At 68.4% G+C, this 14001-nt stretch carries 9 protein-coding genes; all 9 read right to left on the minus strand.

Annotated elements, in window-relative coordinates; genetic code table 11:
- Positions 1–3: 3 nt before the first annotated feature.
- The 9 genes from atzF to IE92_RS0108990 all read right to left on the minus strand — a co-directional run bounded on the left by atzF (position 4) and on the right by IE92_RS0108990 (position 14000).
- Positions 4–1707, minus strand: coding sequence for an allophanate hydrolase (atzF, locus tag IE92_RS0108950; RefSeq protein ID WP_030148159.1), 1704 nt, complete (start codon positions 1705–1707; stop codon positions 4–6).
- The gene (uca, locus tag IE92_RS0108955; RefSeq protein ID WP_030148160.1) at positions 1707–5357 is read right to left on the minus strand and encodes an urea carboxylase; all 3651 of its coding nucleotides are present in this window, start codon (positions 5355–5357) and stop codon (positions 1707–1709) included. Before uca ends, atzF begins: the two co-directional genes overlap by 1 nt.
- Positions 5354–6127, minus strand: coding sequence for an urea amidolyase associated protein UAAP2 (locus IE92_RS0108960; RefSeq protein WP_051701657.1), 774 nt, complete (start codon positions 6125–6127; stop codon positions 5354–5356). Before IE92_RS0108960 ends, uca begins: the two co-directional genes overlap by 4 nt.
- A 2-nt stretch (positions 6128–6129) precedes the next feature.
- On the minus strand, positions 6130–6978 hold the full coding sequence (locus IE92_RS0108965) for an urea amidolyase associated protein UAAP1 (protein WP_030148162.1): 849 nt from the start codon (positions 6976–6978) through the stop codon (positions 6130–6132).
- A gap of 27 nt (positions 6979–7005) precedes the next feature.
- Positions 7006–8631: an APC family permease gene (locus IE92_RS0108970; protein WP_081863927.1), complete on the minus strand. Its 1626-nt coding sequence runs from the start codon at positions 8629–8631 to the stop codon at positions 7006–7008.
- Positions 8632–8830: 199 nt separating this feature from the next.
- Positions 8831–10063: a metal-dependent hydrolase family protein gene (locus IE92_RS0108975; RefSeq protein ID WP_162178500.1), complete on the minus strand. Its 1233-nt coding sequence runs from the start codon at positions 10061–10063 to the stop codon at positions 8831–8833.
- 27 nt (positions 10064–10090) lie between these two features.
- Positions 10091–11395 (minus strand): ABC transporter permease, encoded by a 1305-nt coding sequence (locus IE92_RS0108980; RefSeq protein WP_051701656.1) that lies wholly within the window; start codon positions 11393–11395, stop codon positions 10091–10093.
- Positions 11392–12486, minus strand: coding sequence for an ABC transporter permease (locus IE92_RS0108985; RefSeq protein ID WP_081863925.1), 1095 nt, complete (start codon positions 12484–12486; stop codon positions 11392–11394). Before IE92_RS0108985 ends, IE92_RS0108980 begins: the two co-directional genes overlap by 4 nt.
- Entirely contained in the window at positions 12483–14000 is a 1518-nt protein-coding gene (locus IE92_RS0108990; RefSeq protein ID WP_030148167.1) for an ABC transporter ATP-binding protein, read from the minus strand. Before IE92_RS0108990 ends, IE92_RS0108985 begins: the two co-directional genes overlap by 4 nt.
- Position 14001: the final 1 nt, after the last annotated feature.

Here is a 14001-nt window from a genome sequence, read left to right on the forward strand (position 1 = left end):
TGACTATGCCTCTGCTCCCCGGGTGAGCCAGGCGATCCAGCCTCCGAAAGAAGTGATCTCGGGCACCCCCTGCGTCGCGACGGACTCGCAGAGGAACCCGGACACCTCGCGACCATCGGAGAGGCGTACCCGACCGATACACATCGGGGCGGGCAGCGCGGCGACAAACGTCGCGAATCCGGCCGCCGGCAGCCGCCAGAGCTCCCCGGCAATCGCCGCGCCACCCTCGGCCACCCGCACCAACCCGGGCTTGGGCGGCGTGGTCGGCAGGGCAAACAGCGCGTAGTCGGGGGCGGTCGAGACCGGCTCGACCAGTGAGCCTCCGGCGGCAATCAGCTGATGGTTGAGCGGCTGTCCACTCAGGTGTGCCCCCACCACAACCAGCTCGACCGTGGGGGCGGCAAAACGTTCGGCCAGCTCGCGCAGCGCGAGATCGTGGAAGGCCGGTGCCGTGAGCATCACGCCGAACGGGCGCCCGTCCACGGCCCCGGCGGGGATTGCCAGCGCGGACATATCCAGGAGGTTGGCAAAGTTGGTGAAGCGGCCCATCCTGCTGTTGCCCCCGATCGGGTCCTCGGCCAGCTCGGCGAGGGTCGGGTGCCAGGTGGTGGTCGGGGTGAGGAGCGCGTCGGTTCCGGCAAGCAGGGCGCGCGCCCGAACGCCCAGGCTGTCTAGGCGTTCGCGATCCCGGAACAGCTCCACCGCGGTCTTCTCTGCCCCGCCGAGCACGATCGTGGCGACCGAGGGATCGAGGTCGGTGCCGATCAGCTCACGGTTGTGCTCGATGTGTTCCCCCACCGCCGCGAAACGTTCGGCCACAAACGCGCCCTCATAGAGCAGGGCCGCGGCCTCCAGCAGCGGGGCAATGTTGACCTCCACGATCTCCACCCCGGTAGAGGCGAGCCGGGCGACGGCGTCGCCGAAGGCCTCCCGCCAGCCCGCGGCCATGCCCTCCAGATGTTCGGCGGTGGGGATCGCGACCCGCGGGGTGGCGCTCAGCCGGGATTCCGCGGCGGAAGCGGCGACCTCGGCCGCGGAGCGTGCCAGCGGATCGAGCCCGTCGTCGCCTGCGAGCAGCCGGGCGGTGGTGGATCCGAGGCTCAGGTCGCGGGCAAATACGGTGACGCAGTCCAGTGTGCGGCACGCGGGCACCACCCCGGTGGCCGGGATCAGGCCGCGGGTCGGCTTGATCCCGATAATCCCGTTGAGTGCGGCGGGCACCCGGCCCGATCCGGCGGTGTCGGTCCCGAGAGCCAGATCCACGAGGCCCAGGGCCACGGCGACCGCGGATCCCGAGCTGGATCCGCCCGAAATCCGGGTGGGATCCCAGGCATTGCGGACGGCGCCGAACGGGCTGCGCGTCCCGACCAGGCCGGTGGCAAACTGGTCGAGGTTAGTTTTGCCGATCACGATGGCTCCGGCCGCGCGCAGTCGCGCCACGGCGGTGGCGTCGGCCACCGGATCGTAGGCGTAGCTGGCCGAGCCCGCGGTGGTGGGCAGCCCGGCGACATCGATGTTGTCCTTGACCGCGGCCACCAGACCCGCGAGCGGCAGGCGCTCCCCGGCACTCAACCGCTCCTCGATCGCGGCGGCCTCGGCCAGGACCTCGACCTCGGCGCGCAGCGAGATCCACACCTCGGGACGATCAACCTCGGCGATGCGTGCGTAGGCCCGGCGAATGCGCTGGGTGGGGGTGAAAAACGACATCAGTGTTCTCCCATCAGGGCGAGGAGCACCTGGCCGGGGGTGGCCTGCGCACTCGGGGCGGTATAAATCTCGACGACGGTGCCGTCGATCGGGGCGAGGACCGCGGATTCCATCTTCATCGCCTCCAACGCGATCAGCTTGTCCCCGGTGCGCACCCGCTGTCCGGGACGCACGTTGAGCTGCCACACGGTCGAGGTGAACGGTGCGCTCACCGCGGTCGCCCCCGCGGGAATAACCACCGCATCGGCGGGCGGCGCGGGCTTGGGTTCGGGACGCACATCAAACTCGCCCGAGGCGTGCCAGCGCTCCTTCTCCTCGGCAAAGGCGCGCGCCTGCACCGCGCGGAACTCGGCAATCGAGGGTGCGTTATCGGCGAGGAAACGCTCGTGATCGGCGATCGCGAAGGTGCCCTCCTCGGTCTCGAAGTGCCCGCGCCCGGCGGCGGTTTCGGCGCGCAGCTCGGTCAGCTCCTCGGGGCTCACCGGGTACCATTCGATCCGGTCGAAGAAGCGCAGCGCCCAGGGGTTTTCGGCGAACAGACCGCCGCGCCGGTAGCGGCTCCAGATCGGCACCGTGCGTCCCACCAGCTGGTAGCCTCCGGGACCTTCCAGCCCGTAGATGCACATGTAGGCGCCGCCGATCCCCACCGAGTTTTCGGCGGTCCAGGTGCGGGCGGGGTTGTACTTGGTGGTGACCAGGCGGTGGCGGGGATCCAGCGGGGTCGCGACCGGTGCGCCGAGGTACACATCCCCGAGTCCGAGCACCAGGTAGGTGGCGTCGAACACGGTTTTATAGACGTCCTCCGCCGAGCCCAGGCCGTTGATCCGGCGGATGAACTCGATGTTGGACGGGGTCCACGGGGCGTCGTTCCGCACGCCGTTCATGTAGCGTTCGATGGCCAGGTTGACCGTGGGGTCGTCCCAGGAAAGGGGCAACCGCACCGTCCGCGAGGGCACCACGAGCTTGCCGGTTTCGGGAATCTCGGATTCGATTTCGCGCAGCAGCCCGGCCAGTCCGCTCGCGGTGAGGGTGCTCGAATCGGTCTGGATCTGCAGCGAGCGGATCCCCGGGGTGAGCTCGCGCACCCCCGCCGGCCGGTTCTCGTTGAGGGTGGTCATCAGCGCGTGCACCCGCATCCGCAGGCCGAGATCCAGGGTCAGGTCGCCGTACTCAACCAGCAGGTTGTCGTCCCCGTCCCGACGGTAGGTGACCGAGGGTCGTTCGGTCGTGGCCTCCATCCGGCCGATCACCCCGTCATCTCCGTCGCCGCCCGTGCTCAGCACGGTGAGCGAGGCGCGGGCCTCCAGTAGCCCGGCGGCCTCCGATTCCCGGATCGGCACAAAGCGGATGGTGTCGCCCGGGCGCAGCTGGCCGAGCTTCCACAGGTCGCCGCTGCCCACCACCGCCGGGCACACAAACCCGCCGAGGCTGGGGCCGTCGGGACCCAGGATGATCGGGGTGTCCCCGGTGAAGTCGATCGCCCCGACCGCATAGGGGTTGTCGTGAATGTTGGAGGGGTGCAGCCCGGCCTCGCCGCCGTCGGGGCGGGCCCAGGTGGGGCGTGGACCCTCCAACCGCACGCCGGTGCGGGCCGAGTTGAAGTGCACCACGTAGTCGGTCGCATAGAACACGTCCATGTCTTCCCGGGTGAAGAACTCGGGGGCACCGTGCGGACCTTCGGTCACGCCGATCTGCCAGGTGTGGGTGATCGCCGGGCGTCGGTGGGCGGGGGTCGGGCCGCCGATCAGGCCGAGCCGGGTGCCCGCGGGCAGCGCCGGGTGGGCGGCGTCGGAGTCGGGGGATCCCGGGCGCAGCACATCGCCCGGACGCAGCGCCCGGCCCGCGTGCCCGCCAAACCCGCCGAGGGTGAACGTCGAGGCGCTGCCCAGGTAGAGCGGCACGTCGAATCCACCCCGAACCGCGAGGTAGGCCCGCTGGCCGGGACCGTTCAGCGCCCCGATCACCAGCACCGAGCCCTCCGCGACCTCGAAGGGCTCCCACATCGGCACGGGTTCGCCATCGAGGGTCGCGGTTGCCGGGGCACCGGTGAGCGCGAGGATCATCGTGGCGCTAAAGCGCAGGGTGGGCCCGGTGGCGGTGATTTCCAGCGCCGGTGCCCCGGCGGGGTTGCCCACCGCGAGGTTGGCCTCGGTGAGGGACACCGAATCCATCGGGCCGCTCGGGGGAACGCCGATCTGCCAGTAACCGGTGCGGCCGGGAAGATCCTGGATCGTGGACATCGCCCCGGCCTCCACCACGTCGATGCGCGGATCGGGATCGGTGGTGACATCCAGCGTTGATGTGGAGTGGGTGGCTGCCCGCAGGGAGTTCGCGTCGGTGAGTGCGCGCAGCAGCCCCAGGTTGGTTACGACGCCGTCGATGCGGCTGGCCTCCAACCCCTCGCGCAGCAGATCGAGCGCCGCCTCGCGGGTGGGGCCGGCGGCGATTACCTTGGCGAGCATCGGGTCGTAGTAGGGGGACACCTCCAGCCCGGTCTCGATCCACCCGTCGACCCGCACCCCGGCCAGCGGATCGGTCCCGAAGCCGGGGAAGACCGCCTGGGTCACCAGGCCCGAACTGGGCAGGCCGTTCTGCGCGGTGTCCTCGGCGTAGACGCGGGCCTCCACCGCGAATCCGTGCGGCACAAACGCGCGCTCGAAGATCTCGGGGGCGCACGCGTCCGCGCCATCCCGGGCGAGGGCCAGCATCATCGCCACCAGGTCCACCCCGAACACCTCCTCGGTGACCGGGTGCTCAACCTGCAGCCGGGTGTTCACCTCGAGGAAGGCGATCTCCTCGCGAATCGGATCGTAGATGAACTCGACGGTGCCCGCGGACCGGTAGGACACCGACTCGGCCAGGGCCCGCGCCGACTCGTGGAGCAGGGTACGCACGTGGTCCGGCAGCGCGGGGGCCGGAGCTTCCTCGATGACCTTCTGATTGCGGCGCTGCAGGGAGCAGTCGCGGTCGCCGATCACGGCCACCCGTCCTTCCCCGTCGCCAAAGAGCTGCACCTCGACGTGGCGGGCGGGACGGACCAGACGCTCCAGGAACACCCCGGCCGACCCGAAATTCTTCTCTCCCAGCCGGGCCACGCTGGCGAAGGCCTCGCGCACCTCCGCGGGGGTGGTACACGCCTGCATCCCGATGCCGCCGCCTCCGCCGGTGGCCTTCACCATGACCGGCAGGCCCACCCGCTCGGCCCACTCGACCGCCTCCTCCGCCGAGGCGAGCAGGCCGCTGCCGGGCAGCATCGGCACCCCGGCGTGCCGGGCCAGCTCGCGGGCCGTGTGCTTTTCCCCGAACGCGGCGATGTGGTCGGCGCTCGGGCCGATGAACTGTATGCCCGCCTCCTCCAGACGACGGGCAAACTCCAGGTTTTCGGAGAGGAATCCGTAGCCGGGATGCACGGCCCCGACCCCGAGCTCTCGGCACGCGTCGAGGATCTTCTCGATGTTGAGGTAGGAGTCCTTGGCCGGTGCCGCCCCCAGATAGACGGCCTCATCGGCCTCGCGGACGTGGGGTGCCGCCCGGTCGGCGTCGGAGTAGACCGCGACCGTGCGCAGGCCCAGCGCCCGGGCCGAGCGGATGATCCGGCGGGCGATCTCGCCGCGGTTGGCAATCAGGACGGTGTCAAAGGCGGCGCTCATGCGGGGTCCGTTTCGGTCTGGGTGTCGGTGATGATCATGCGCAGGGGGGTGCAGTTGAAGTCGTTACAGGGGTTGTTCATCTGGGGGCAGTTGGAGACGATCACCAGCACGTCGATCTCGGCGTAGAGCGCCACCCGCTTGCCCGGGGCGGAGATCCCGTCCACGATTCCCAGCGCACCGTCGGCCTCGACCGGGACGTTCATAAACCAGTTGATGTTGGACACCAGATCGCGCACCCCGAGCCCGTACCGGGCCCCCTCGGTGAGGAAGTTTTCCCGGCACGCGTGCTGGTACTCGGTGTGGAAGCCGTAGCGCAGTGTGTTGGACTCCTTGGAGCAGGCACCGCCGATGGTGTCCTGACGGTCGATCTCGTTGCCCACCACCCGCATCAACACCCGGCCCTCGTTGGAGTACAGTGACGAACCGGTGCGCAGGTAGGCGTTTCCGGCGGCGGCGAGGGTGTCGGGGACCGAGTAGCGTTCGGCGGTGTTGTTGGCGTTGTAGACCAGGAAGTCCGCCGACTGGTTGCCTCCGACATCCACGATGGTGAGGGTCTGTCCGGCCCGAACGATGCCCGACCAGGGGCCGAGCGGGGCGACCGTGTCATCCAGCACGGTGGGGCCCTCCGCGAGGGGACCCGAGGGATCGAGGACGGTTTCGGGCGCGAAGATCGCACCGACCGGAACGGTGGAGGCCGGAGGAGTGACGGCCGCCGGTGGTGTGGTGCCCGGAACCGCGGCGTCCGGAATCGTGAGGGGAGTCGGTGTCATGGTCAGAGTCCTCGTGCCTGTGCGTAGTCGATCGTGTTGAGGTAGGCCCGGGTGAGTTCGGGCGTGCGGGTGAACCGCTCATCGTCGGGGCCGGTGGGGTCGCCGCGCCACGCGTGGATACGCAGCGGCCCGACCGCATAGTCGGGGGACGGGTCCAGCGGATGCGGCACATTTGCTACCAGGATCAGCAGCGGCATTTCGGCGATCAGGTCCACCTGGGTCCCCGCTCCGGCGCTCCCGACGAACCTCAGCGCCCCATCCTCGTCGATTCGCACCCCCTGAAACAGCGAGACCGAGGGCGGCAGATCCCGGGCATCGAGGCCGTGCTTGGCGGCGGCCAGCAGGAAGCGCGAGCGGCCCGAGGGCGTGGGACCCTCGGCGGCCGAGCCACCGTATTTCCGGAGGGTGGCCGCGTCGGTGGTGGTGCCGCAGAAGGCGTCGTGGTGGCCCGAGGTGTCGGCGGCGATGGTCGCGAGCACGCGGCCGTCCCCGGAGAGCAGCGGATGATCGGTCCCCAGATACGCCTGCCAGGGGATCTTCACGGTGTCGGCGGTGTTGAGGCGCTCGCCGGGGGCGGCGGCGTTGAAGAGCAGCAGGTGGGCGCAGGCGGAACCGGTGGGATCCTCGAACCGAATCCGGGTCCCGCGGGCCAGCACCCGGTGCGTGTATCCGCCGGGTGCCACGGTCTCGGCCCAGGTGAGGGCCGCGGGATCCACGTCGGTCGGGATAAACGGGGAGGAGGCCGCCGGGCGATACGGCATAAAGGGGGAGCTAAGCGCTGCCCGGGACCGGGCATCGGAGCGGGCGTTATGCACGTGATCGGTTGGGTGTTGGGTGGCGAGAGAGGTCATGAATCCGTCACTTTCTGAGGTGGGCGGCTAGGCCTGAGTGGGTGCCGAGGCGGCCGGTGAGGTGGTCGGCGCCGAAGCCGTCGGAGCTGGCGGGGTTTTCGCGACCGCCAGGGTCAGTTCGCCGAGGTTGATTTCGGCGGTGGTGGGCAGATGACCGAGCCGGATGGCCCCGTCACGCGCATGATTACGCCGGTGTACCAGCACCCCCACCAGCAGCGTCGCCCCGATAAACAGCAGCGCGCTCCACTGCAACCACCAGGTCTCCCCGGTGAGGTCGTAGATTTCCGGGCGCGGCCAGGCGAGGTTGATCACCATCGCAATCTGGTAGAGCACCGCCAGCACGTTGAGGGGGAGTCCCCAGCGTCCCAGCGCAAACAGCGGCTTGCCGTCCTCGTTGATCCCACCCGAGTGCCAGTCCCGCGGGGCACGCAGGCGGGCGAACATGAGGGGGACGGTCACGCCGAGGTAGGCGAGATAGAGCATCGCGATGCAGAGGCTGGATAGCGCGGTGAAGATCGCATTGTGTCCGAAGTTCACCGCGAGGGCCAGGGCCGCACCCACCCCGATCACGATGCTGGTGGCGATCGGGGTCCCGGTGCGCGGGGAGACCCGGGCCAGCGTGCGCCAGAAGGGGAGTGCCCGTTCGCGGGCCATCGAGTAGATCATCCGTGAGCCGGAGGTCTGCACGGCGAGGGTGCACGCAAAAACCGCGACCGCGACGGCGACCAGGAGCAGGCGGCCAAACACCGGTCCGAGTCGTTCGGTCACCACGTAGGCGATCCCTCCGGCGGCGAGCTTCCCGTCCGACAGACTCGGGGCGGCCACCAGGGTCGCGATGATCAGCAGCGCACCGCCGAGTCCCGAGACCACCACCGCGTTGATGATGGTTTTGGCGATGGTCTTGCGGGGCGCATGGGTTTCCTCGGCGAGCTCCCCGGCGGAGTCAAAGCCCACCAGAACGTAGGCGGCCATCAGCGAGGAGGCCAGAAACGCCCAGATATAGGGGGAGTCCGAGGGCGCGGCCCCCTCGGTGGTGAAGACCACGGCGGGGCTGCGGGCGGGCAGCAGGAACAGGGCGGCCACCACAAGAATCAGCCCGATGGTCTCCACGATCACGCCGACGCTGGTGGCGAAGGCCATGATGCGCACACTCAGAATGTTGACGACGGTCGTGATGACCAGCAGGATCACCCCCAGCAGGACCGCGTTCTGGGCGCCGGTATCCGAGGTGAGCGAGGGGTCGGCGCCGGGGCCGCCGATGATTTGGAAGCCGTCCCAGATCGAGGGGAGCACCGCTTGCACGGCGATTGCGGCCACGGCCACGGTCAGGGTCTGCGCGATGATCATGACCCAGCCGGTAAACCAGCCAAACGTGGTGCCCGCGAGCCGGCTGGACCACTGGAAGATCGCCCCGGAGATCGGCCAGCGGGCGGCAAGCTGGGCGAAGTTCAGCGCGACCAGGAGCTGCCCGGCAAACACCAGCGGCCAGGTCCAGAAGAACGCTGCCCCGCCGAATCCGAAGCCCAGTCCGAAGAGCTGAAACACGGTGGTCAGGATCGAAACAAACGAGAATCCCGCGGCAAACGAGGAGAAGTGGCCCACGCCGCGGCGCAGCTCCTGGCGGTAGGGGGCGGGGGAATCGGTGATGCTCATGGGTACGGCCTTCCCAAAACAAGGACCTAATACCTGTCATGTGACAGGTACAGTTCTCATCCTGGGCAGCGCGTATTGCCCGCCGATTTCTCAATTGTTAAATCGATGTTCCAGCTAGCAGGAAATATGACATTTCCGGGGAACGAGAAAACCCCGCACACTCGGGGGAGTGGCGGGGCATTCTGGCATTCGGTGTGACCTAGCGGGGAAGCTCCCCGGACACCACGCGACCGCGTGAGACGACGGTCACGATGCGGGCGGTGTCGAGGTCGGAGATGTCCTCCCAGGGGCGTCCGCGCACAATGACAAAGTCGGCCGCGGCCCCCGGGATGATCCGTCCCAGAGCATCGGCACGCCCGATCGCGGCGGCCGCACGCGAGGTGGCCGATTGCAGGGCACGTTCGGCGCTCCACCCGAATACCTCGGCCATCTTGCGCACCTCGGCCAGCTGATCGCCAAAGCCCACGTGGAACCCGTTGGCGTCTGTGCCCAGGACGAAGTTCACCCCGGCCTCGGCTGCCACCGCAAACTGTGCATCGCGCGAGTGAACCAGGGTGGCTGCAGCCTCGGCCTGGTCTTCGGAGACCGGGACTCGACGCGTGGCGATCGCGTCGTTGATCAGGAGGGTCGGGGCGATCGGGGTACCGGCGGCGGCAATGGCGTGGGCGAGGTCCTCGGTCATATCCGTGGCGTGCTCGATCGAGTCGGCACCCGCCTCGATCGCGATCCGGATGCCCTCGCGGGTGTGGGCATGAGCGGCCACCAACATGCCCAGGGCGTGGGCCTCGTCGATAATGGCGTCGATCTCGGCCCGGGTGTGGTTGCGCCAGGAGGGCTTATCGCCGTCCGAGAGGAGACCGCCACTGGTGGCGATCTTGATTCCGGTGGCGCCCGCTCGAGCCCAGGTTCGCACGAGGCTGCGGCATGCATCTGGCCCATCGGCGGTCGGGCGGCGCAGGCTCGGGTCCACCCCGGGCGGCACAAACATGTCCCCGTGGCCTCCGGTCATGCTGACCATGCCGTGGGCAAAGATGCGTGGGCCCGCGATCAGACCCTTATTGATCCCCCGGCCGAGCGAGAACTGCACGTCATCGGCCGAGAGATCGCGCAGCGTGGTGACACCCACCGCGAGGGCCTGCTGGGCATGGGCGAGCCCGTGCAGCACCTGCTCCTCGGGTCGGGTGACCAGGGGCCAGGTGAGGAAGTCGGACGGGGCCCCGGAAGCGTTGCCGATCAGGTGAACGTGGGTGTCGATGAGCCCGGGGATCAGCGTGAGACCGCCCCGGGCCGGGGTGTCGGTGGGGGTTACCCGCGAGATGACGGCGTCCGCCGAGGTGAATTCCCAGTGGAGATCGGTGGACCCGAGATGGCTGATGCCATCCCAGACGTCGATGCCCTCAAGGACGGTGGGGAGAGATGTGGAGTTGAGCACAGTTATCCTTGGATCGAAGGGGAGGAACTAGCCGCGTCGGGTGCGCCGGGCTACCAGCTTTCCCAGCGCGGCCGGTGGGCGCATCCGGCTGCCCGCCACCACCAGGACGGCGAGGGTCACCAGGTACGGGGCCGCGCTGGAGAGTTCGGTGGGGAGAGGCACCAGGACAAATACGATCAACAGGATCACCCCGAGGATCAGCGAGGGAAGACCGGCGCGCACGCGGCGAGCATCGCCCACCCGGGTGAGCCTGCGCACCCCGAGCAGCGTGAAGACGATGGCCAGGAGGAAGACCAGCGCGCGCAGGGTTTCCGGGCGGCCGAGGCCCACGGCATCACTGAAACCAAACAGCGCCGAGCCGTAGAACACCCCGGAGGGCATCCAGTTGCCGAAGATCAGGGTGGCCAGGCCGATAAAACCGGTTCCCGCCGTCTGATTCTCGATATAGCCCTGGGAGATGAGGGTGAGATAGCCACCCGCAAAACCCGCCAGCGCGCTCCCGGCTAGGACACTCGCCCAGCGGGTGCCGTGGACGCTACCGCCCAGGGCCTGCAGGGCCAGCGGTTCCTCGCCGGCCGAACGCCAGCGCAGACCAAACGGGGTCTTCCAGAGAATCCACGCGGTGATGGGGATCAGCGCCAGCCCGATCAGCGCGGCAACGGATACGTCACGGGTGAGACCACCCAGCACGCCGCCGATCTGCGACAGGACGGGAACGCCACTGGACTCCATCGACTGCGCGAGGTCGGGGGTACCCAGACCTCCCGACAGGAACGGGACGGATACGTGGGGGACGTCGGCACCGATGCGCGGGGAACGCGCGACGCTCCCGCCGTCCATCTGGGTGAACACGATATCGCTGGCAAAGCGGGCAACCGCGGCCGCGATGACGTTGATCGAGACACCCACGATGAGCTGGTTGATTCCCATCTCGATACACAGCACCGCCATCAGCACCCCGAAGATGAGTCCGCCGATTATGCCGCCGAGCAGTGCGGCCCAGGGGCCGGCCAGGGCACCGAAGAGCCCGGCCATCCAGGTGCCGCCGATCATCATGCCTTCAAGACCCACGTTGATCACGCCCGAGCGTTCGGAGAACAGCCCGCCCATGGCCACCACGGCGATGGGGACGGTCAGACGAAGCGCCGACCCCCAGGTTGAGGAGGCGGTGATGCCCGGGGCATCCGCCAGGTAGCGCGCCAGGATGAGTAGTCCCAGGCCAAACAGTACCCAGCTGAGCACCTGGCGCACGCGGTGCGTGGACAGTCGCGTCCGCGCCGAGGGGGCAATGGCCAGGTTCGGGGAGTCGACCCGTTCGATGTCGATACTCATCGTGTAACTCCTTCGCGTGCCGCGGTCGGGATTCTGCGCTTCACTGCCTGCCACAGCGCGATGCGCTGATCGGCCCGCTCGGTCAGCCAGTAGCCAACGGCCGAGCTCAGCAGGACCACGGCCAGGAACACCTGGCCCACCTCGGTGGGCAGCTGGACGAGTCCCAGCACCTGGGCGCTGCGCTCAACAAACGCGAGCACGAAGGCACCGAGCGCCATCCCGATCGGGTGCTGACGGCCCAGCAGCGTGGCGGCGAGCCCGGTGAACATGAGGTCCCCGGGAAGGGTGCCGTCAAAGCGGCCGGCAACGGAGAGGATATGGGGGAGCCCCACAAGCCCGGCGATCGCGCCGCTGATCAGCATCGCCTGGACGATCTTGCGATTGACGCTGATCCCCGCGGATTCGGCGGCCTCGGGGGACCGTGCCGCGACCCGCAGCGAGTAGCCAAACACGCTGCGATCGATGACGAGGTAGTACAGAATTCCCACGACCAGGGCCACGATCACAAACGCGGAAATCGAGGTCTGGTTTCCCAGTCCCAGGTCGACCAGGTCGGGCATCAGGCCGCCCTGGTCGATGATCCGGGTGCCGGTGTTCTGCCCTCCGCCGGAGCGGAACACGTGGCTGAGGAGGACGGCGATGATCGTGGTGGCGATGGCGTTGAGCAGGATCGAGGTGATCACCTCGTTCACGCCCCGGTAGATCTTCAACAGCGCGGGGATCAGTGCCCAGATCGCACCAATCACGCAGGAGATGAGCAGGGTGAGGGGAAGCCGTATCGCCAGCGGAAAGGGCAGCGAGGCGGCGGCGACGGCACCGGCCAGGGCGGCCATCCGATACTGACCGTCGACACCGATATTGAAGAGTCCCATGCGCACGGCAAAGGCGCCGGCTACGGCAGCGAGGTAGAGGGGCACGGCGTTATTCAGGCTCGAGACGAGGGACGCCGGCTCAATACCGTAGTTCCACATCACCTCGAAGGCCGAGGAAGCGCTGTAGCCGCCGGCAGTCAGGAAGAGGGCGGTGACACCGAGTGCAAGCAGGATCGAGACGATCGGCCCCGCCGCGGTGACAAGGATCCTACGCATCATCGGCCGTGTGTTCCCGTCATGTGTTCTCCGATTTGTGTGGCGGTGACGTGTCGTGGATCAAGCTCGGCGACCACGCGTCCGCCGTACATCACCAGCAGGCGGTCACTCAGCGCGAGTAGCTCATCGAGATCGGCCGAGACCAGGAGGGTTCCCAGCCCGGCATCACGCGCGGACACCAGCTCGGCCCAGACGGCGCTCTGCGCGCCAATATCCACACCGCGGGTGGGGTGGGCGGCCACCAGCACCGTGGGGTGGGATCCGAGCTCGCGCCCGATAATGAACTTTTGCTGGTTACCCCCGGAGAGGGATGCGGCAGTTGCGGTGGGGCCGCCGCCGCGCACATCGAACCGGGTAATGATGTCCCGGGCCACCCGGGTCGCCGATGCTCGGCTAAACCACCAGCCGCGCCGCAGAGGTGCCCGCTGCTGGTAGCCGAGCGCGGCGTTCTCGGCGAGTGAAAAGTCGAGCACGAGACCGTCACGATGACGATCCTCGGGGATGTATCCCATCCCCAGATCGCGACGATCCTTGGTTCCCAGATCGTCGATGGTACGCCCACCAACCACCACGCTGCCCGCGTAGTCGACCCGGCCCAGCAGGGCGGCGAGCAGCTCGGACTGACCGTTGCCCTCCACCCCGGCGATACCCACAATCTCGCCCGAGTGCACCCGCAGGGAGACCTCGTCAAGCAGCGGACGTTCGCCGGCCGTGCCCACGGTGAGGCCGCGAGTTTCGAGGACCACGTCATCCCCCACGGGAATGTCGCGTGGGGCCACGATGGGCATATCCACCTCGACCATCAGCGCGGCAAGCTGCCGCGGTGACGTTTCGGCGGGGGTCGTGTATCCGACCACTCGACCGCCGCGGATCACGGTAATTTCATCGGCAAAGGCAAGGACCTCATCGAGCTTATGGGAGATGAAGATGACGGCCGCACCCCGTGCCGTGAGCGCCCGAATCGAGCGAAAGAGCGCCGCCGCCTCGCTGGGCACCAGCACCGCTGTGGGCTCGTCGAGGATGATCACGCGCGCCTCACGGTAGAGCACCTTGAGGATTTCGACGCGCTGCCGATCGCCCACACCCAGATCGTGCAGGGGCGCGTCGATATCGATCTGGAAGTTGTTGTCCTCGGCCAGGCGTGCCACACGCTGCCGGGCGGTTGCCGAGTCGAGGCGCCAGGGCGTACCGGGCTCATCGGCCAGGACAACGTTCTCCCAGACGCGGAGCGCGTCGGCGAGCAGGAAGTGCTGGTGCACGATACCGATGCCCACACGCTGAGCATCCCGAGGGGAACGGAAGTTTTGTGGCTGACCGTCCACCTCGATGGTTCCCTCATCGGCGCGGACGTCGCCGGCGAGAACCTTCATCAGCGTAGATTTGCCCGCGCCGTTTTCGCCCACGATCGCGTGGACGGTACCGGCACGGACGGCCACGTCGATCTGGTCGTTCGCGGTGAACGTTCCATACCGCTTGACAATGCCGGTCAGCCTGACCAGCGCTTCCCGCTCGCTCACG

The organism is Mycetocola saprophilus, assembly GCF_000718085.1.
Taxonomy (GTDB): domain Bacteria; phylum Actinomycetota; class Actinomycetes; order Actinomycetales; family Microbacteriaceae; genus Mycetocola; species Mycetocola saprophilus.

Excerpts from the sequence above, each read along its gene's own strand:
- IE92_RS0108965 (WP_030148162.1), bottom strand. The coding sequence starts at position 6,978 with ATGACCTCTCTCGCCACCCAACACCCAACCGATCACGTGCATAACGCC.
- uca (WP_030148160.1), bottom strand. The coding sequence starts at position 5,357 with ATGAGCGCCGCCTTTGACACCGTCCTGATTGCCAACCGCGGCGAGATC.
- atzF (WP_030148159.1), bottom strand. The coding sequence starts at position 1,707 with ATGTCGTTTTTCACCCCCACCCAGCGCATTCGCCGGGCCTACGCACGC.
- IE92_RS0108985 (WP_081863925.1), bottom strand. The coding sequence starts at position 12,486 with ATGATGCGTAGGATCCTTGTCACCGCGGCGGGGCCGATCGTCTCGATC.
- IE92_RS0108960 (WP_051701657.1), bottom strand. The coding sequence starts at position 6,127 with ATGACACCGACTCCCCTCACGATTCCGGACGCCGCGGTTCCGGGCACC.
- IE92_RS0108970 (WP_081863927.1), bottom strand. The coding sequence starts at position 8,631 with ATGAGCATCACCGATTCCCCCGCCCCCTACCGCCAGGAGCTGCGCCGC.
- IE92_RS0108980 (WP_051701656.1), bottom strand. The coding sequence starts at position 11,395 with ATGAGTATCGACATCGAACGGGTCGACTCCCCGAACCTGGCCATTGCC.